Genomic DNA, 18,636 nt, shown 5'->3' with positions numbered 1-18,636 from the left:
CCAGAAGAAAGGGACGGACAGCCGGTGTCGACTCCGTTCTATGTGTCACCCCAGCAGGCCATGGCCGACCGGGCGGAATACGCCCGGAAGGGCATCGCCCGGGGCCGCAGCCTTGTTGTGATCCAGTACGCCGACGGCATCGTGTTCGTCGGTGAGAACCCGTCCCGCGCGCTGCACAAGTTCAGCGAGATCTACGACCGGATCGGCTTCGCGGCCGCCGGCAAGTACAACGAGTACGAGAATCTGCGGATCGGCGGTGTGAGGTACGCGGATCTGCGTGGATACACCTACGACCGTGACGATGTGACGGCCCGTGGGCTGGCGAACGTCTACGCGCAGACGCTCGGCACGATCTTCTCCTCGGCCGGTGAGAAGCCGTACGAGGTGGAGCTGGTCGTGGCCGAGGTCGGTGCGACGGCGGCCGGTGACCAGATCTACCGGTTGCCGCACGACGGTTCGATCGTGGACGAGCACGGTTCGGTGGCGGTCGGTGGCAACGCCGAGCAGATCAGTACCTACCTCGATCAGCGGCACCAGGACGGGATGACGCTGTCCGAGGCCTTGAAGCTGGCGGTGCAGGCGCTGTCGAGCCAGGCGAACGGTACGGACAAGTCGATTCCGGCGGAGCGGCTGGAGGTGGCGGTGCTGGACCGTACGCGGGCTCAGCAGCGCAAGTTCAAGCGGATCCGGGGCCGGCAGCTGTCGCGGCTGCTGGAGGCGGATGTTCCGGCGGCGGCTCAGGCGGATGCCGTGTCGAACGACGAGGCTCCGGACGAGGAAGCCGAGTAGAGCGAGCCCGTAGTGGGTGTGAGCGCCCCTGGCCTTTTGGCCGGGGGCGCTTTCGCGTACCCGGGGGTTCCCCGGGGGCTCAGGTGGTCGGTGCGGGGCCCGAGGATTCGCGGACGACGAGTTCGACGGGGATGTCGGGGGCGGTCCAGGGGGTGCCTTCGAGGGCGGCGAGGAGGGCGGTCATGCCCTGTTCGCCGACGCGTTCGGCGGGGAGTCGGACGGTGGTGAGTTCGGGTTCGACGGCGGTGGCGAGGGCGAGGTCGTCGAAGCCGGTGACGGAGAGGTCCTCGGGGATGCGCAGGCCGAGGCGGCGGGCGGCCTTGCAGGCTCCGGCGGCGAGGATGTCGTCGTCGCAGACGATGGCGGTGGGGCGGCCGTGGGGGGTCTCCAGGGCGGTTTCCACGGCCGTACGGGCGGCGTCGACGCTGAGGTGGGCCCGTACGGTGCGCAGCTCGGTGGAGGGGCCGAGGAGGGCGGTGAGGGCTTTGGCGCGGACGTCGAAGGTCCATGAGTCGACGGCGGAGGCGAGGTGGAGGTAGCGGCGGTGGCCGTGGTGCTGGAGGTGTTCGGTGACTTGGCGCATGCCGTCGGCGATGGCGAGGTTGACGTGGGCGGCGGCGGTGTGGGAGGTGGGGTCGCTGTCGAGCATGACGAGGGGGAGGGTGTCGCCGCCGAGGGCGTGGAGGGTGTTGGCGGCCATGGAGGAGGCGATGACTCCGTCGAGGGCGGCGCGGGCGGAGGCGAAGGGGTCGCGGGCGGGTCCGGTGCCGTCGGGGGAGGGGTAGAGGACGACGCCGAAGCCGTGTTCGGAGGCGATGCGGGCGGCGCCGGTGTAGACGCGGGCGAAGAATTCGTTGGTGAGGGCGGGGACGACGAGGAGGGCGGTGCGGGTGGAGCCGAGGCGGAGGTTGCGGGCGGCGAGGTTGGGGCGGTAGCCGAGTTCGGTGGCGGTGTGGCGGACGTGGTCGGCGGTGCGTTCGGAGACGCGGCCGCGCCATTTTTCGCCGAGGACGAGGGAGACGGTGGCCTGGGAGACCCCGGCGGCGGTGGCCACGTCGCGGCTGGTGGGTCTCGTCACATGGTGCTCCTGAAGTGCGAGGTCGCGGGGGGTTTGGTGGGTTCGGCGGGTGGACCGGCGGTCTGTGGACATGGTACGTATGACGCGTCAAGTTATACGTATTACCCCGGCGGGGTCCGGGCAGGAGGGGGCATTGATGGCCGCGGGTTACGCGGAGCTGCTCAGGACCCGGCACGCCGCGAGGCTGCTGGTGGGCACGCTCATAGGTCGGCTGCCGAACGGGACCGCGCCGATCGCGATCGTGCTGTTCACGCGGGCCGAGGGGGGCAGCTATTCCCTGGCCGGGGCGCTGGCCGCGGTGTACGGGGTGGCCAATGCGGTGGGGCAGCCCCTGCTGGGCCGGGCGGTGGACCTGTACGGGCAGCCGCGGGTGCAGTTGCCGGCGGCGGTGGTGTCGGCGCTGGGCATGGTGTGGCTGGCGTTCGCGGGTACGGGTTCGGCGGCGTGGGCGTACGGGGCGGTGGTGGTGGCGGGTCTGTTCACGCCTCCGCTGGAGGGCGGGCTGCGTGCGCTGTGGCCGGGGGTGCTCGGTGGCCGCGAGGAGCGGGTGCATGCCGCGTACGCGATGGACGCGGTGGCGCAGGAGGTCATGTTCACGGTCGGTCCGCTGCTGGTGACGTTGTGCGTGGCGCTGTGGGATCCGGCGGTGGCGCTGCTGGTGATCAATGGGATCGGGGTGCTCGGGGCGCTGTCGGTGGTGGTGTCGGAGCCTTCGCGGACGTGGCGTTCGGAGCCGCGTGAGGCGCATTGGCTGGGGGCGCTGCGTTCTCGTGGGCTGCTGGCGCTGCTGGGTGCCTTCTTCTTCGTCGGGACGGCGCTGGGGTCGATCACGGTGGCGGGTGTGGCGTACGCGGACGACCACGGGAACCAGGCGGTGTACGGCTGGCTGATGGCGGCGCTGGGTCTGGGTGCGCTGATCGGTGGTCTGGGGTACGGGGCCCGGCAGTGGGCAGGTGCGCCGGAGCGGCGGCTGCGGTTGCTGGTGGCGTTGCTGGCGGTGTGTTACCTGCCGCTGGTGCTGGTGCCGGGTCCGTGGGCGATGGCGGCGCTGGCGGCGTTGGCGGGGGTGTTCCTGGCGCCTTGTCTGGCCTGTGCCTTCATCGTGGTGGACCGGCATGCTCCGGTGGGCACGGTGACGGAGGCGTTCTCCTGGCTGGTGACGTTCTTCGGGGTGGGTGCGGCGATCGGTACGGGTGTGGCGGGTCCGGCGGTGGAAGCGGGCGGTACGGCGGCCGGGTTCGCGGTGGCGGGTGTGGCGGGTGTGGCGGCGGTTCTGGTGCTGACGGTCACTCGGAAGGTGCTGGAACGTACCCGGGTGAGCGCTCCGCCGGAGGTCTCCGGGGGCGGCTCTCGGGAAAATGATCGAAACGACGCTCGCGAACTCGGTTTCAGAACAGAGCAGAAGGCGTAATGTTCAGTCATGGACCGCCGCATTTTCGGGCTGGAGAACGAGTACGGCGTCACGTGCACGTTCAGGGGACAGCGCCGACTGTCTCCTGACGAAGTGGCGCGCTACCTCTTCCGCCGTGTTGTGTCATGGGGCCGCAGTAGCAATGTCTTCCTGCGGAACGGCGCCCGCCTCTACCTCGACGTGGGTTCGCATCCGGAGTATGCAACTCCCGAATGCGACAACCTGATCGAACTGGTCACCCACGACAAGGCCGGCGAGCGCATTCTCGAGGGCCTGCTCGTCGACGCCGAACGCCGCTTGCACGAGGAGGGAATCGCGGGCGACGTCTATCTGTTCAAGAACAACACCGACTCGGCGGGAAACTCGTACGGCTGCCATGAGAACTACCTGGTGGCCCGGCACGGGGAATTCTCCCGGCTGGCGGACATTCTCATCCCGTTCCTCGTCACGCGGCAGTTGATCTGCGGCGCGGGCAAGGTGCTGCAGACGCCGCGGGGTGCGGTCTACTGCGTGAGCCAGCGGGCCGAGCACATCTGGGAGGGCGTCAGTTCCGCGACGACCCGTTCCCGGCCGATCATCAACACGCGTGACGAGCCGCACGCGGATGCCGAGCGGTACCGCCGTCTGCACGTCATCGTGGGCGACTCGAACATGTCCGAGACGACCATGCTGCTCAAGGTCGGGGCGACCGATCTGGTGCTGCGCATGATCGAGGCGGGCACGGTGATGCGGGACCTGACGCTGGAGAACCCGATCCGGGCGATCCGCGAGGTCAGCCACGACATCACCGGTCAGCGCAAGGTGCGTCTGGCGAGCGGCCGGGAGGCCTCGGCGCTGGAGATCCAGCGCGAGTACTACGACAAGGCGGTGGACTTCGCCGAGCGCCGGGGCATCCGTGAGGGTGTCGTGGACCAGGTGCTGGAGCTGTGGGGCCGGACTCTGGACGCGATCGAGGCGGAGGACCTGGACCGGATCGGGACCGAGATCGACTGGGTGATGAAGTACCAGCTGATCGAGCGGTACCGGGCCAAGCACAACATGACGATGTCGAATCCGCGGGTGGCTCAGATAGACCTCGCCTACCACGACATCCACCGTCGGCGCGGGCTGTACTACTTGCTGGAGCGCAAGGGGCAGGCTGCGAGGATCTGCAATGACCTCAAGATCTTCGAGGGCAAGTCGGTGCCTCCGCAGACGACGAGGGCGCGGCTGCGCGGTGACTTCATCCGTCGTGCGCAGGAGCAGCGGCGGGACTTCACGGTCGACTGGGTGCATCTGAAGCTGAACGACCAGGCGCAGCGCACGGTGCTGTGCAAGGACCCGTTCCGGTCGGTGGACGACCGGGTGGAGAAGCTGATCGCGGGGATGTAGGACCCCGCGGAGCGCAGTGTGACATACCACTGATCTGGGACAGGGCCCCGTACGAATCTCGTACGGGGCCCTGCGCACGCCTTAGAGTGGCGACGACCTATGTGCCGTCTGAGATCTGAGGAACACGTGCGCCGACTTGCCGGCCTGCTTGTCGTACCCCTTCTGCTGCTTTCGACAGCGGCCTGTGGTGACAGCGGCTCCGAGATGAAGAACGGGGTGCCCTCGATCACGAAGGGGGCCAAGTTCGGGGAGAGCCCCACCCTGGCGAAGGGGTCGGGCACCCCGCCGAAGGAACTGAAGGTGGTGACCATCAGCGAGGGCGACGGCCCGGCGCTGAAGAAGGGCGACGCCGCCCAGGTCAACTACCTCGGTCAGGTCTGGGACGGTACGAAGCCGTTCGACCAGAGCTTCGGCAAGGGCAAGCCGTTCGACGTGACCATCGGCGCCGGCCAGGTCATCAAGGGCTGGGACCAGGGCCTTGAGGGCAAGAAGGTCGGCAGTCGTCTGGAGCTCGTGATTCCGCCGGACCTCGGGTACGGGGCGCAGGGTCAGGGCGCCGACATCAAGCCGAATGCCACGCTGGTCTTCGTCGTGGACATCGTCAAGGGCACCTCGATCCCGGCTTCGGCCAAGGGCAAGGAGGTCCCGCAGGACAACAAGGACCTGCCCAAGGTCGCTACGAACACGGACGGCAAGGAAGTCGCCGTGACGGTTCCCAAGGACGCCACGCCGCCGGCCAAGCTGGTCTCGGACTACGTGCTGGAGAGCGACGGCGCAGTCGTCAAGGACACCGACAACGTCGTGGTCAAGTTCAACGGCAAGACGTGGAAGGACGACAAGACCTTCGAGAGCACGTACGCCACCGACCAGTCGGTGACCTGGCCGATGGCCCAGCTTTCGGTCAAGGGTCTCAAGGAGGGCCTGGTCGGCAAGAAGGTCGGCAGCCGTGTCCTGCTGGTGATCCCGCCGGACGCGGGCTTCGGCGACAAGGAGCAGGGCACCATCCCGGCCAACTCGACGCTGGTCTTCAGCCTCGACATCCTCGCCGTGGTGTAAGACTGTCCCGGTTGTCCCCCTGTTCGTACGTTTGAGGAGCAGTACCGTGAGCGACAAGCTCGAGAAGCCCGAGATCGACTTCCCCGAGGGCGATGTCCCGACCGACCTCGTGATCGAGGACATCTGGGTCGGCGACGGCGCTGAGGCCAAGGCCGGGTCCAACGTGTCCGTCCACTACGTGGGCGTGGCCTTCTCCACCGGCGAGGAGTTCGACGCCTCCTGGAACCGCGGCGCCCCGCTGCCGTTCACGCTCGGTGTCGGCCAGGTCATCTCCGGCTGGGACAAGGGCGTCCAGGGCATGAAGGTCGGTGGCCGTCGCAAGCTGACGATCCCGGCCCACATGGCGTACGGCGACCGTGGCGCCGGCGGTGCCATCAAGCCGGGCGAGACGCTGATCTTCGTGTGCGACCTGATGGCCGCCTGACCGGTCGGTCGTGCAAGTCGTTGGGCCCCTGCCGGTCGGCAGGGGCCCTCGCTTTTTGCCCAGGCGGACCGGGGCGGTACGGTCAACGGTCACGAGGGTGTACGCGGTCGGGGTGCGAGGGGCCGCGCGGCGAGAAGGGCGGATGGGTCTCGATGGCGATTGCCAAGGCCGAGCGGCTGATGAATCTGGCGCTGTGTCTGCTGGGGACCCGACGGCCGCTCAGCAAGCGCGAACTGCGCGGTTCCATCGAGGCGTACATGGAAGCCGGGAACGACGACTCCTTCAACCGGATGTTCGAGCGGGACAAGGACGATCTGCGGGAGCTCGGGCTGGTCATCGAGACCGTCGAGAACCTGGAGGGCGACACCGGTTACCTGGCCCGCCGCGACAGCAACCGGCTTCCGCCGGTGGCCCTGGACGCCGAGGAGGCCGCGGCGCTGGGGCTCGCGGCGAAGGTGTGGCAGCAGGCCCGGCTGGCCGGAGCGGCCAGCGGCGCCCTGCAGAAGCTGCGGGCCGGGGGGATGCCCGAGGCCGGGGATCCCTACGAGGGCCAGCACAGTGCCATCGAACCGCGGATCCCGGTCCACGAGGCGGCCTTCGAGCCGCTGATGCTGGCCTGCCGCGACCGCCGTCCGGTGGTCTTCGACTACCGCAGGTCCAACGCGGCGCGCCCCGAGACCCGTCAGGTCGAGCCGTGGGCGCTGGAGTGCTGGCGCGGCCACTGGTACCTGGCCGGCTTCGACCGCGACCGCGGGGCGGAGCGGGTTTTCCGGCTCTCCCGGATCACGGGGAAGGTCCGTTCGCGCGCGGCCAAGTACACCGCCGATGTTCCCGACGTGGTGACCGTGCGGGAGACCGTGGCGAGCTGGGCCGGGGAGGGCGGGGACCGTTCCGCGCTGATCCGGCTGCGGGCCGGTGCGGGTTATCCGCTTCGGGCCAAGGCCACCGCCGTGCGCGAGAGCGCGGGCGGGGAGGGCTGGGACGAGCTGGAGATCCCGTACGGGCACGGGCTCGACGCCTGGCTGGTGGAGTTCGGCCCCGACGTGGTCGTGGTGGAGCCCGCCGATCTGCGGGCCGATGTGGTCGACCGGCTGCGTGCCGTGGCCAAGGGCTGACCCGGCCCGTTTGCGCAGGCCCGGCCCGATGCGGTGGCCGGGCCCGGTTCCGCGGGCCGCTCCCGCGGTCTGTTCCGTCCCGTAGCACGTGCCCTGAGGGGGAGACGTACCAGCATGGCTGCCAACGCCATCGACCAGACGCGCCGGATGCTGTCCCTGGTGACGTACCTGCGCGAGCGACCCGGCGCGCACGTCGCCGACGTGGCCCGCGCGTTCGGGATCACCGAGGACGAGCTGATCTCGGACCTCGACGTGCTCCCCATGTGCGGAACCAGTTTCCGCGGCGGGGACCTGCTCGACATCGACACCGACGGGGAGCGCATCTGGTGGCGCAACCCCGACGCCTCGGGGGAGTCCACCGCGGAGCCGCTGCGGCTGGCCGCCGACGAGGCGACGGCGCTGCTGGTCGCCGCCCGTGCGGTGGCCACCCTGCCGGGGTTGCGCGAGAGCGACCGCGACGCGCTGCTGCGGGCCACCGCCAAGCTGGAGGCGGCCGCGGGCGAGGCCGCCGGGGCCAGCTCGCGGCTCTCGGTGACCTTCGAGTCCGAGGGCGGGGTCTTCGCCGATGTGGACCGGGCCATCGCGGAGCGGCGCCGGCTGTGGCTGCGCTACTACTCGCCCGCCCGCGACGAGCTCACCGAGCGCAAGGTGGATCCGATCCGGCTCTTCGCCGTCGGGCACACGTACATGGAGGGGTGGTGCCACCTCTCCGAGGCCCGGCGCACCTTCCGGCTGGACCGGGTCGCGGAGATCCGGCTGCTGGACGAGCGGGCCGATCCGCCGGCGATCGAGCCCCGGGACCTGTCCGAGGGGCTGGTCCAGCCGGCGGCCGAGGACCCGGAGGTCGTGGTCGAGGTCGGTCCCGGCGGGCGCTGGGTCGCGGAGTACTACCCGCACGACAGCGCGGAGGAGCTGCCCGAGGGCGGCCTGCGGATCACCCTGCGCAGCCCCGATCCGGCGTCGCTGCGTCGGCTCGCGCTGCGGCTGGGCCGCGAGGGGCGCATCGTGGCCCCCGTGGAGCTGGCGGACAGTGCGCGCAGGGCGGCCAGGGAGGCGCTGGCCGCGTACGAGGACGAGGCTGCCGGGGAACAGGTCTGAGGGGGCCGGGCACGATGTCGCCGACGCCACCAGGGCCGGAGGACGTGCCCGTGCGGGCCGTACCGTCCGATTCCGCCGCTCCGGCCGCTTCCGCCCCGGCCACTCCTGCTCCGGCCGCTTCCGGCCCGGCCGCTCCCGGGCCGGTGGCTTTCACGGCGGCCTGTCCGGACTGCCGGGCCCGCTTCGAGCTGGACGCGGGCGCCCTGCGCCTGGCGATCGGCGGCAGCAGGCGGACCACCTTCTACTCCTTCACCTGCCCCGAGTGCGGGGCGGCGGTCCGCAAGCCGGCCGGCGAGCGGATCGTGGAACTGCTGACCGGGGGCGGCGTGAGCACCCTGCGCAGTGTCTGAGACGGCCGGTGGCCTAGGCTCTGGTCATGCTGTGGCCGATGTTCGCAATCGCTCTGGGTTTCCTCGGGCTCGCCGTCCTCGCCGTGCTCGCCGTGCGGGTCTTCGTGGAGGTGCGCCGGCTTTCCGGTCAGGTGGCGGACGCCGGCCGCCGGATCGCGGACGCCTCGGGTGATCTGGAGCGGGCCGCGACGGACCTGGCCAGGTCGGGGCGCTCCGCCCGGCTCTAGGGCCTGTCGTCAAAGCGCCCGCGGGCCGCGGTGCCTATAGGAACGGTCCTCGAACGGGGCCGTTCCCGCAGGCCATGGCACGGGGCCATAGCCATGGTGGGGCAACCGTCGTACTGTCTGACCACGCACGCGGCGATGCCTCAGGGGATTGCCGGGCGTTAACCCCCGGGGGTTACGATCCTTGTCAGAGCGGTTCAAGGACTTGGGTCCTGGCCGCCTGCGACCACAACCAGCCGTTTCGGTGAGAAGGAAGACACACATGATCGGCAACCTGAAGCCCCTCGAGATCCTCCTGATCGTCGCCGTGATCTTCCTGCTGTTCGGTGCCAAGAAGCTTCCCGACATGGCCCGCTCGCTCGGCAAGTCCGCCCGCATCCTCAAGAGCGAGGCGAAGGCGATGAAGAAGGACGGCGAGGCCGAGGACGGCGCCGCCGCTTCCGTTGCCGACCCGGCTCCGCAGCAGCAGGCAGCGGCCCCGCGCACGATCCAGGCCTCGCCCGGTGACGTCACCAGCGCCCGGCCCGTCAACGAGACCAACCACACCACCCAGAGCTGACTCCGGCCGGCCACGGCCGGGCCAGTCATCTGCGACGAGACAAGGGACGTGGGTTGCTCAAGTCTGCCCGCAAGCAGGAGAAGCTGGAACAGAAGGCGAAGGACGCCGAAGGGCGGATGCCTCTCGTCGAGCACCTGCGTGAGCTGAGAAACCGGCTGCTGAAGGCGGTCCTCGCGGTCCTCCTGATCACCATCGTGGCCGCGGTGTACTACAAGGACATCATCGACTTCATGCTGAAGCCGATGCTGGACTCCGTCGGCTGCACCAACGGCGTGGTCGAGCAGCGCAACGGCCGGGCCTGTGCCGACATGACGGTCAACGGTCTCATCGCGCCCTTCTCCATCGCACTGAAGGTCTCGCTGACGGCCGGTGTGGTCCTCTCCGCACCGGTGTGGCTGTACCAGCTCTGGGCCTTCGTGGCCCCGGGTCTGCACAACAACGAGAAGAAGTACGCGATCGGCTTCGTGGCGGTCGGCGCCCCGCTGTTCGGTGCCGGCGCGGTTCTCGCGTACAAGATCCTTCCGCAGACCGCGGTGATCCTGCTCGAGTTCACTCCCGACGACGCGCGCAACCTGCTGCCGGTCGACGACTACCTCGACCTGGTCACGCGCATGGTCGTGGTCTTCGGTCTGGCGTTCGAGCTGCCGCTGCTGCTGATCCTGCTCAACTTCACCGGCGTCCTGACCGCGAAGCGGCTGCTCAGCTGGTGGCGAGCGATGGTGCTGGGCATCACGATCTTCGCGGCGTTCGCGACTCCCACCGGTGACCCGCTCACCATGATGTCGCTGGCCTCCCCGATCATCGCCCTGTACTTCATCGCGCTCGGCATCTGCATGATCAACGACCGCAGGCGCAAGAAGTCGAACCCCGACGCGGAACTCGACGACGACGAGGCCGCCGACCTGGACCTGACCCCCGCGGCGCTCGGCGAGATCGAGTCGGCCCCGGCCCCCAGCGCCCTGCCGGAGCAGGCCGACGGCGGGCGGGCACGGATCAACGGTTACGACGACGCCACGTGATCGACGCCGACCGAGCCTGACAGGTACATTCCCCCGGGTGAGTGCTGAGATCACCCTCTTCGTCAATCCCACAGCCGGACGCGGCCGGGGCGCGCACGCCGCGCAGCCGGCCGCTTCCGCGCTCCGGGACGCCGGTTTCTCCGTACGGACCGTCGTCGGCGCCGATGCCCCCGACGCGCTGGCCCGGCTGCGGGCGGCCGTCCGCGGGGGCACCGGCGCCGTGATCGCGGTGGGCGGCGACGGCATGGTCTCCCTCGCGCTCCAGGCCGTGGCCGGAACCCTGGTACCGCTGGGGGTGGTCGCGGTGGGCACCGGGAACGATTTCGCGCGCGCCACGGGACTGCCCGTACGGGAGCCCGCGCGGGCGGGGCGGCTGGCCGCCGAGGCGCTCAAGGAGGGCCGGATCCGCGAGATCGACCTGGGCCGGGTCACCCGCGGCGGGGTCGCCGGTGACGGCGAGGGCGACGGCACCTGGTACGGGACCGTGCTGTGCTCCGGATTCGACTCGCGGGTCAACGACCGGGGCAACCGGATGCGGCTGCCGGTGGGCAAGTTCAAGTACGACCTGGCGATGATCGCGGAACTGGCCGCCTTCCGGCCCTTCCCCTACCGGATCACCCTCGACGGCGGTCCGGTCATCGAGACCGAGGCCACGCTGGTGGCCGTCGGCAACGGGTCCTCGTACGGGGGCGGCATGCGCATCTGCGCGGACGCCGAGCCCGACGACGGGCTCTTCGACGTCACGGTCGTCGGGGACTGCAGCCGCGCCACCCTGCTGAAGGTGTTCCCGCGCGTGTACCGGGGAACCCATCTCTCGCATCCCAAGGTCACCGTCCACCGGGCCGCGAAGGTGACGCTGGAGGCGGCCGGCATCACCGCCTATGCGGACGGGGAGCCGCTGGGGCCGCTGCCGGTGAGCGCCGAGTGCGTCCCCGGAGCCCTGCGCCTCCTGTCGTAGGCGCTGCGACCCCGTCGTAAAGACCGCGACTGTTGTCAGAGGCGGCGGGTAGGCTCGATGACAAGATGACCGAAGAACTATCACCCGCCGAGCGGTACGCCGCTGCCCGGATCCGCGCCGCCGAAGAGGCCACCGCCCTGGCGCCGTTCCGCGAGATGTACGAATTCGATCTGGATCCGTACCAGATCGAGGCCTGCAAGGCACTGGAGGCCGGCAAGGGCGTCCTCGTCGCCGCCCCGACCGGCTCGGGCAAGACGATCGTCGGCGAGTTCGCCGTACACCTGGCGCTCCAGCAGGGCCGCAAGTGCTTCTACACGACGCCCATCAAGGCCCTGTCGAACCAGAAGTACGCCGACCTCGCCAAGCGCTACGGCGCCGACAAGGTCGGCCTGCTCACCGGCGACAACAGCGTCAACTCCGAGGCTCCGGTGGTCGTCATGACCACCGAGGTGCTGCGCAACATGCTGTACGCGGGCTCGCAGTCGCTGCTGGGTCTGGGCTACGTCGTGATGGACGAGGTCCACTACCTCTCCGACCGGTTCCGCGGAGCCGTCTGGGAGGAAGTGATCATCCACCTCCCCGAGTCGGTGACCCTGGTCTCGCTCTCCGCCACCGTCTCCAACGCCGAGGAGTTCGGCGACTGGCTGGACACGGTGCGCGGCGACACCCAGGTGATCGTCTCCGAGGAGCGGCCCGTACCGCTGTGGCAGCACGTCATGGCCGGCCGGCGGATCTACGACCTCTTCGAGGAGGAGTCCGACCACGGCGGTCGCGGCTCGGCGCGCCGAGAGGTCAATCCCGACCTGCTGCGGATGGCGCGCGAGGAGAACACCAGCCGCTACAACCCGAAGGACCGGCGGCGCGGGAAGATGGTCCGCGAGGCCGACCGCGAGCGCGAGCGGCGCTCCCGCGGCCGGATCTGGACCCCTTCGCGTCCCGAGGTCATCGCCCGCCTGGACGGTGACGGGCTGCTGCCCGCCATCAACTTCATCTTCAGCCGGGCCGGCTGCGAGGCCGCCGTCCAGCAGTGCCTGTACGCGGGGCTGCGGCTCAACGACGACACGGCGCGCCTGAAGGTGTGCGAGATCGTCGAGGAGCGGACCTCGGCGATCCCCGCCGAGGACCTGCACGTCCTGGGGTACTACGAGTGGCTCGAAGGCCTGGAGCGGGGCATCGCCGCGCACCACGCGGGCATGCTGCCCACCTTCAAGGAGGTCGTCGAGGAGCTCTTCGTACGGGGCCTGGTGAAGGCCGTCTTCGCCACCGAGACCCTGGCGCTGGGCATCAACATGCCGGCGCGCACGGTCATCCTGGAGAAGCTGGTCAAGTGGAACGGCGAGCAGCACGCCGACATCACCCCCGGCGAGTACACGCAGCTCACCGGCCGGGCCGGTCGGCGCGGCATCGACGTCGAGGGCCATGCGGTGGTCCTGTGGCAGCGGGGCATGGACCCGGCGGGCCTGGCCGGGCTCGCGGGTACCCGTACCTATCCGCTGCGTTCCAGCTTCAAGCCCTCGTACAACATGGCGGTCAACCTGGTCCAGCAGTTCGGGCGGCACCGCTCGCGCGAGTTGCTGGAGACCTCCTTCGCGCAGTTCCAGGCCGACCGCTCGGTCGTCGGGATCTCGCGGCAGGTGCAGCGCAACGAGGAGGGGCTGGAGGGCTACCGGGAGGGCATGACCTGCCACCTGGGGGACTTCGAGGAGTACGCGCGGCTGCGCCGTGACCTCAAGGACCGTGAGAACGACCTGGCCAAGCAGGGTGCGGCCCAGCGCCGGGTGCAGGCGGCCTCCTCGCTGGAGAAGCTGAAGCCGGGCGACATCATCCACGTGCCGACGGGCAAGTTCGCCGGGCTCGCGCTGGTCCTGGACCCGGGCGTGCCGGCCGGGCGGTCCAACGGGCACCGCGGGCACGAGTACACGGAGGGTCCTCGCCCGCTGGTGCTCACCGCGGAGCGGCAGGTCAAGCGGCTCGCCGCGATCGACTTCCCGGTCCCGGTGGAGGCCGTCGAGCGGATGCGGATCCCCAAGACGTTCAACCCGAAGTCCCCGCAGTCGCGTCGGGACCTGGCGTCCCAACTGCGCGTCAAGGCCGGGCACATCACGGTGGAGCGGCACCGGGGCGGCCGGGCGGCCGCGGCGGACGACCGGGAGATCTCGCGGCTGCGCAGCGAGCTGCGGGCGCACCCGTGCCACGGCTGCGACGAGCGGGAGGACCACGCCCGCTGGGCGGAGCGCTACCACCGGCTGCAGCGGGACACGCAGCAGCTGGAGCGGCGCATCGAGGGCCGGACGAACACCATTGCCCGCACCTTCGACCGGATCCACGCGCTGCTGACCGATCTGGACTACCTGCGCGAGGACGAGGTCACCCCGCACGGCCGGCGTCTGGCCAGGCTCTACGGGGAGCTCGACCTGCTGGCGTCCGAATGCCTGCGGGCGGGCATCTGGGAGGGGCTGAGCCCGGCCGAGCTGGCCGCCTGTGTCTCGGCGCTGGTCTTCGAGGCGCGGCAGTCCGACGACGCGGTCGCGCCGAAGGTGCCGGGCGGCGCGGCGAAGGCGGCGCTGGGCGAGATGGTCCGCATCTGGGGCCGGCTCGACGCTCTGGAGGAGGAGCACGGCATCAACCAGGCGGAGGGCGTGGGCCAGCGCGAGCCGGACCTCGGCTTCGCGTGGGCGGTGTACCAGTGGGCTTCCGACAAGACCCTGGACGAGGTGCTGCGCGAGGCGGAGATGCCGGCGGGTGACTTCGTGCGCTGGTGCAAGCAGGTCATCGACGTCCTGGGGCAGGTGGCCGCCGCGGCGCCCTCCTCCTCGGCTCCGCCGTCCTCGGCGGGCGGCAGCACGGTGGCGCGCAATGCCCGCAAGGCCGTGGATGCGCTGCTGCGCGGTGTGGTGGCCTACAGCTCCGTGGGCTAAGGGGACTTGGACCTTCCTCTAAATCCAGTCATGGCCGGATCTGACTTCTTGCCATGATCAATTCGATGGGCGCTGTGCGACGATCGGGCCATGACTGGGGGAACGGACGAAGGTCCGAGACGGGTCGGTCGGCCACGCGCCGATCGGCTGCGACCGGACAGCGGCAGGCCGCCGCGCGAGGAACTCCTCTACGCGGCGGCCGAGCTGTTCACGGTCAAGGGGTACGCGGCCACCACCACGCGGGCGGTGGCCGAACGGGCCGGAATGCGCCAGGCCACGATGTACCACTACTTCGCCGGCAAGGAGGAACTCCTCGCCGAACTCCTGGAGTCCACGGTCGCACCCTCGCTGGTGCTGGCCCGCCGGCTGCTCCTGGAAAGGGACCGGCCCGCCACCCTGCGGCTGTGGGAGCTGTGCCGCGCCGACGTGATGCTGCTGTGCGGCGGCCCGTACAACCTCGGCGCGCTCTACCTGCTGCCCGAGGTGGGCGGTTCGCGGTTCGCCCACTTCATGCGGATGCGCCTCGAACTCAAGGACGCCTACCTGGAGTTGCTCGACGGCACCTGCGTCGGCACCGAACTCGCCGCCGACCGGGCCGAACTGGTGCTCCGCAACGACCTGGTCTTCGGCCTCATCGAAGGGGTCATGCTGATCCACCGCTCCGACCCCGCGCGCCCCGTGACCGCCTTCGCGGAGGCCACCGCCGACGCGGCGCTGCGGATCGCGGGCGCCGACGGCCGGTGAGACCGCCCCTGCCTAGGCCGTCTCTTTCGGGCCCCGGGACCGGGCGTCCGCCGGGCCCGCGGGGCCCGCTTCCCAGCCGGCCGGGTCGTCCCAGGCCTGGAGGGTCAGGCCGCTCTCGATGCGGTGCGCGGTCCCGGTGACCGGGTCGGTGAACTCCAGCGTGCGGGCCAGGAGCTGGAGCGGGCGGCGGTAGTCGTCCGGATCCGGATCGCCGACCACCGGATAGACCGGGTCGCCCAGGATCGGCAGGCCGAGGCTGTTCATGTGCACCCGCAGCTGGTGGGTGCGCCCGGTGTGCGGGGTCAGCCGGTAGCGCCCCACGCCGCCCTTGGTATCGACGAGTTCGGCCAGCGTCTCGGCATTCGGTTCGGCGCCCTCGACCTCCACCGCCGCCATCACCCCGCGGACCTTCTCGATGTGGCTGCGCAGGGTCCGGGGAAACTCCACCGCCGGGTCGTGGGGCGCGAGCGCCTCGTACTCCTTGCTGATCCGCCGCTCCTGGAAGAGCAGCTGGTAGGCGCCGCGGTCCTCGGGGCGGATGCTGAACAGCACCAGCCCGGCCGTCATCCGGTCCAGCCGGTGCGCGGGGCTCAGCGCGGGCAGGCCGAGCTCCACCCGGAGCCGGGCCAGGGCCGTCTGGAAGACGTGGCTGCCGCGCGGGGTGGTGGCCAGGAAATGCGGTTTGTCGACCACCAGCAGGTGCTCGTCGCGGTGCACGACCCCGATCGGGAAGGGCACCACCGGCTCGGGCGGCATGTCCCGGTGGAACCAGAGGAAGGCCCCCGGCTCGTACGAGTCCTCCGGGCGCAGCACCCGGCCGCCGACGCCCAGCACCCGGCCGCCCGCGAGCAGGCGGGCCATGGACTCGGAGCCGCGCGTGCCCTCGTAGCGCGCCGTGAGGTAGGCGCCGAGATCCGGCCACATCCCCTCCGGGTCGGGGGGCAGCCGCATGCGGACCGGGTCGATGCCGCGGACCTGCGGCAGGGGCGATTCGGGGATGTGGGATCTGCGCTTCATCGGGGTACAGGCTAGGGGGTGTCAGCGGGTGAAGGTGCCCTGGTGGTTGGCGTCCAGGTATTCGACGCGCAGGGCGCCGTCGGTGAAGAACACCCCGGTGCGGCCCACCGCGTTCTCGCCCGCGGTCTCGAAGCTGAAGGTGTCGCCGTCGTAGTGGGTGAGCGGGTAGCGCTGTGGACTCGGGCCCAGCGAGAGGGTGAGGCCGCCGCCGGGTTCCGCGGTGACGGTGGCCCTGCCGTAGTACGGGTTGTCGTACGTGCCCGTGTACGCGGTGTCGGCCTTCGCCGGCTTCGCGCCGCCGGCCGGGGAACGGGCGTAGTCGGTGGGGGAGCGGCCGGTGTTCAGGAGCTGGGCGTAGAGGGAGGACGTCAGGGGGAGCCAGTCGGTGGTGGTGCGGCCGTGCTCGGCGAAGTCGAAGAAGTCCAGGGCCACGGCGTCGGCCACGCCGATCGGGGCGCCGTTGGTCAGGACGACGATGCCGAGCTTCTCCAGGGGGAGCATGGTGACGTTGGTGTTGGCGCCGAGGTCGAAGGCGCCGGAGTGGCCGAGGCGGACCCGGCCCGCGCTGTCGTAGGAGACGTTCCAGCCCATCCCGTAGAAGTCGGTCCTGCCCTGGGCGTTGCTCGGCTGCGAGACGATCTCGGGGAGGTGGGTGCGGGCGAGGTTGTCCGCGGGGACGATCCTCTTCCCGTCGAGGAGGCCGTCGCCCAGCTGGAGCCGCAGCCAGCGGGCCATGTCGCGGGCGGTGGAGCTGACCCCGCCGGCCGGTGCCTGGGCGTCGGGGTCGCGGACGTAGCGGGGGCTCCAGGTGCCGTCGGGGTTCTTGACGTGGGTGGCGGCGTGGTCGGGTGCCTGCGCGAAGGCGGAGAACTCGGTGCTGGTGTGCGTCATGCCGGCCGGCTTGAAGAGGGTGTCGTCGGCGAGCTTCTGCCAACTGACGCCGTGGTCCCGGGCGATGGCCTCGGCGGCGGCGGTGAATCCGAAGTTGGTGTAGGCGTAGCTCGCGCGGAACGGGGCCAGCGGCTCCAGGCGCAGGTGGTCCAGGATGTACGACTGGTCGTAGCCCAGGTCTTCGAGGAGGTCCCCGGCGTGGTCCGGCAGGCCGCTGCGGTGGGACAGCAGGTCGGCGGCGGAGAGGTGGGCGGTGACCCAGGGGTCCGCCAGCGCGAAGCCGGGCAGTTCCAGGTGGCGGTCGAAGTCGCCGGGGGCCTTGAGAGCGCCCGCGGCGACGGTGGAGGTGATCGGCTTGGAGAGCGAGGCGAGCTGGAAGACGGTGTCCGGGTCGACGGCCCCCGGCTCGCCGACGCGGCGGACGCCGAAGCCCTTGAGGTAGACGACCTGGTCGTCGTGGACGACGGCGACGGAGATCCCGGGGACGCCGGTGGCGCGCATCATGTCCGCGACGGTCCGGTCGAGGCGCCCCACCGCCTTGTCGACCTGCGCGTCGGTGATCTCCGCCTTCGGCTGGGGAGGCGGGGTGGGGTCGGTGGCCGCCGCGGCCGTCCCGGTGGTGACCAGGAGTACGGCGGCTCCGGCCGAGCCGAACGCGCGGAGCGTACGCATGCGGCCATTGTCCCGCCGGTCGGGTGAAGCCGCCCGGCGGGCCGGCGGTCAGGACGCCGCGGCGAGGAGCTGTTCCTGCTCCGCTTCGACGCGGGCGTTCCAGTCGCGCTTGATCGCGCGCCAGCCCTCGTCGGTTTCGCCCAGGCGCCAGTAGCCGGAGATCGACAGGTGCTCGCGGGGGACGCCGCGTTCCAGGCGCAGGTGGCGGCGGAGCGACTTCACGAAGCCGGCCTCGCCGTGGACGAAGGCGTGGACGTCCGCGGAGGGGAAGGTCAGGGCCCGGACGGCTTCCGTCAGGGCCTCGCCGACGGGGCGGGAGCCGCGGTGGATCCAGACCGGGACGGTGCCGTCCGGGGTGGAGATCCTCTGCTCGTCCTCGGGGCCCTCGACCTCGACCAGTGCGTGGACCCGGGCGCCGGCGGGCATCCGCTCCATGGCCGCGCCGATCGCCGGCAGCGCGCTCTCGTCGCCGACGAGGAGGTGCCAGCCGGCCGCCGGGTCCGGGGCGTAGCCGCCGCCCGGCCCGAGGAAACGTACGAGTTCACCCGGCTGGACGCGGGCCGCCCAGGGGCCGGCCAGTCCTTCGTCCCCGTGGACCACGAAATCGAGGGTCAGCTCGCGCTGCGCAGGGTCCCAGGCGCGCACCGTGTACGCCCGCTGGCGCGGCCATTCCTCGCGCGGACGGGTCGTGCGGATCCGTTCGAGGTCCCACGAGTCGTAGGTGACGCCCTCGGGCGGGAACAGGATCTTCACGTAGTGGTCGGTGTACGAGCCCGCACCAAAACCGGCCAGTCCGTCACCGCCCAGCACGATCCGCACCATGTGCGGGGTCAACCGCTCGGTGCGCACGACGACTGCGGTGCCGACCGTGCGGACGCGTCCTTCTGCCACGACGTCTCCTTGACTCCCTGACCCTGACTTCCGTGAAGCTTAGGATTACCT

18 protein-coding genes are annotated in these 18,636 nt (G+C 70.8%); 14 read left to right on the top strand and 4 right to left on the bottom strand.

The window, feature by feature from the left end; all coding sequences use genetic code 11:
• Positions 1-24 precede the first annotated feature (24 nt).
• Positions 25-789, top strand: coding sequence for a proteasome subunit alpha (gene prcA / locus AC3IYJ_RS08570; RefSeq protein ID WP_489400727.1), 765 nt, complete (start codon positions 25-27; stop codon positions 787-789).
• A 79-nt stretch (positions 790-868) separates the two neighbouring features.
• Here the strand turns inward: prcA and AC3IYJ_RS08565 are convergent, their stop codons facing one another.
• Entirely contained in the window at positions 869-1,867 is a 999-nt protein-coding gene (locus AC3IYJ_RS08565; RefSeq protein ID WP_489400726.1) for a LacI family DNA-binding transcriptional regulator, read from the bottom strand.
• 136 nt (positions 1,868-2,003) lie between these two features.
• On the opposite strand from AC3IYJ_RS08565, the gene AC3IYJ_RS08560 reads away from it, so the two are divergent.
• The 13 genes from AC3IYJ_RS08560 to AC3IYJ_RS08500 all read left to right on the top strand — a co-directional run bounded on the left by AC3IYJ_RS08560 (position 2,004) and on the right by AC3IYJ_RS08500 (position 15,114).
• The gene (locus AC3IYJ_RS08560; RefSeq protein WP_489400725.1) at positions 2,004-3,278 is read left to right on the top strand and encodes an MFS transporter; all 1,275 of its coding nucleotides are present in this window, start codon (positions 2,004-2,006) and stop codon (positions 3,276-3,278) included.
• Between the two features lie 9 nt (positions 3,279-3,287).
• Positions 3,288-4,649, top strand: coding sequence for a Pup--protein ligase (gene pafA / locus AC3IYJ_RS08555; RefSeq protein WP_371615091.1), 1,362 nt, complete (start codon positions 3,288-3,290; stop codon positions 4,647-4,649).
• A 126-nt stretch (positions 4,650-4,775) separates the two neighbouring features.
• Positions 4,776-5,705: an FKBP-type peptidyl-prolyl cis-trans isomerase gene (locus AC3IYJ_RS08550; protein WP_489400724.1), complete on the top strand. Its 930-nt coding sequence runs from the start codon at positions 4,776-4,778 to the stop codon at positions 5,703-5,705.
• A 46-nt stretch (positions 5,706-5,751) separates the two neighbouring features.
• Positions 5,752-6,129: an FKBP-type peptidyl-prolyl cis-trans isomerase gene (locus AC3IYJ_RS08545; RefSeq protein ID WP_489400723.1), complete on the top strand. Its 378-nt coding sequence runs from the start codon at positions 5,752-5,754 to the stop codon at positions 6,127-6,129.
• A 152-nt stretch (positions 6,130-6,281) separates the two neighbouring features.
• Positions 6,282-7,244 (top strand): helix-turn-helix transcriptional regulator, encoded by a 963-nt coding sequence (locus tag AC3IYJ_RS08540; protein ID WP_489400722.1) that lies wholly within the window; start codon positions 6,282-6,284, stop codon positions 7,242-7,244.
• A 114-nt stretch (positions 7,245-7,358) separates the two neighbouring features.
• On the top strand, positions 7,359-8,342 hold the full coding sequence (locus tag AC3IYJ_RS08535; RefSeq protein ID WP_489400721.1) for a helix-turn-helix transcriptional regulator: 984 nt from the start codon (positions 7,359-7,361) through the stop codon (positions 8,340-8,342).
• Between the two features lie 14 nt (positions 8,343-8,356).
• Entirely contained in the window at positions 8,357-8,692 is a 336-nt protein-coding gene (locus AC3IYJ_RS08530) for a hypothetical protein (RefSeq protein WP_489400720.1), read from the top strand.
• A 26-nt stretch (positions 8,693-8,718) separates the two neighbouring features.
• Positions 8,719-8,919: a hypothetical protein gene (locus AC3IYJ_RS08525; protein WP_489400719.1), complete on the top strand. Its 201-nt coding sequence runs from the start codon at positions 8,719-8,721 to the stop codon at positions 8,917-8,919.
• A gap of 259 nt (positions 8,920-9,178) precedes the next feature.
• Positions 9,179-9,475 carry a Sec-independent protein translocase subunit TatA gene (tatA, locus tag AC3IYJ_RS08520; RefSeq protein WP_489400718.1) on the top strand — a complete coding sequence of 99 codons (297 nt, stop codon included), beginning with the start codon at positions 9,179-9,181 and terminating at the stop codon, positions 9,473-9,475.
• A gap of 53 nt (positions 9,476-9,528) precedes the next feature.
• Entirely contained in the window at positions 9,529-10,494 is a 966-nt protein-coding gene (gene tatC, locus AC3IYJ_RS08515; protein ID WP_489400717.1) for a twin-arginine translocase subunit TatC, read from the top strand.
• Positions 10,495-10,531: 37 nt separating this feature from the next.
• Positions 10,532-11,452 carry a diacylglycerol kinase gene (locus tag AC3IYJ_RS08510; RefSeq protein ID WP_489400716.1) on the top strand — a complete coding sequence of 307 codons (921 nt, stop codon included), beginning with the start codon at positions 10,532-10,534 and terminating at the stop codon, positions 11,450-11,452.
• A 65-nt stretch (positions 11,453-11,517) separates the two neighbouring features.
• Positions 11,518-14,370: a DEAD/DEAH box helicase gene (locus tag AC3IYJ_RS08505; RefSeq protein WP_489400715.1), complete on the top strand. Its 2,853-nt coding sequence runs from the start codon at positions 11,518-11,520 to the stop codon at positions 14,368-14,370.
• 90 nt (positions 14,371-14,460) lie between these two features.
• Positions 14,461-15,114 (top strand): helix-turn-helix domain-containing protein, encoded by a 654-nt coding sequence (locus AC3IYJ_RS08500; protein WP_489400714.1) that lies wholly within the window; start codon positions 14,461-14,463, stop codon positions 15,112-15,114.
• A gap of 12 nt (positions 15,115-15,126) precedes the next feature.
• Here AC3IYJ_RS08500 and AC3IYJ_RS08495 read toward each other — a convergent pair whose 3' ends face one another.
• From AC3IYJ_RS08495 to AC3IYJ_RS08485, 3 genes are read right to left on the bottom strand one after another with little or no spacing between them, the layout of a single operon-like run.
• Complete coding sequence (locus AC3IYJ_RS08495; protein ID WP_489400713.1) at positions 15,127-16,131, bottom strand: pseudouridine synthase; 1,005 nt, start codon at positions 16,129-16,131, stop codon at positions 15,127-15,129.
• 21 nt (positions 16,132-16,152) lie between these two features.
• The gene (locus tag AC3IYJ_RS08490; protein ID WP_489400712.1) at positions 16,153-17,694 is read right to left on the bottom strand and encodes a serine hydrolase; all 1,542 of its coding nucleotides are present in this window, start codon (positions 17,692-17,694) and stop codon (positions 16,153-16,155) included.
• Positions 17,695-17,742: 48 nt separating this feature from the next.
• Complete coding sequence (locus AC3IYJ_RS08485) at positions 17,743-18,585, bottom strand: siderophore-interacting protein (protein ID WP_489400711.1); 843 nt, start codon at positions 18,583-18,585, stop codon at positions 17,743-17,745.
• Positions 18,586-18,636: the final 51 nt, after the last annotated feature.

This window comes from Streptomyces sp. GL_140 (assembly GCF_057834465.1).
This window is presented reverse-complemented; position numbering and strand designations above follow the sequence as displayed.

Coding starts and splice junctions, on each gene's coding strand:
- AC3IYJ_RS08505 (WP_489400715.1), top strand. CDS start 11,518: ATGACCGAAGAACTATCACCCGCCGAGCGGTACGCCGCTGCCCGGATC.
- AC3IYJ_RS08535 (WP_489400721.1), top strand. CDS start 7,359: ATGGCTGCCAACGCCATCGACCAGACGCGCCGGATGCTGTCCCTGGTG.
- AC3IYJ_RS08490 (WP_489400712.1), bottom strand. CDS start 17,694: ATGCGTACGCTCCGCGCGTTCGGCTCGGCCGGAGCCGCCGTACTCCTG.
- AC3IYJ_RS08500 (WP_489400714.1), top strand. CDS start 14,461: ATGACTGGGGGAACGGACGAAGGTCCGAGACGGGTCGGTCGGCCACGC.
- AC3IYJ_RS08540 (WP_489400722.1), top strand. CDS start 6,282: ATGGCGATTGCCAAGGCCGAGCGGCTGATGAATCTGGCGCTGTGTCTG.
- pafA (WP_371615091.1), top strand. CDS start 3,288: ATGGACCGCCGCATTTTCGGGCTGGAGAACGAGTACGGCGTCACGTGC.
- AC3IYJ_RS08495 (WP_489400713.1), bottom strand. CDS start 16,131: ATGAAGCGCAGATCCCACATCCCCGAATCGCCCCTGCCGCAGGTCCGC.
- tatA (WP_489400718.1), top strand. CDS start 9,179: ATGATCGGCAACCTGAAGCCCCTCGAGATCCTCCTGATCGTCGCCGTG.
- AC3IYJ_RS08525 (WP_489400719.1), top strand. CDS start 8,719: ATGCTGTGGCCGATGTTCGCAATCGCTCTGGGTTTCCTCGGGCTCGCC.
- AC3IYJ_RS08530 (WP_489400720.1), top strand. CDS start 8,357: ATGTCGCCGACGCCACCAGGGCCGGAGGACGTGCCCGTGCGGGCCGTA.
- AC3IYJ_RS08560 (WP_489400725.1), top strand. CDS start 2,004: ATGGCCGCGGGTTACGCGGAGCTGCTCAGGACCCGGCACGCCGCGAGG.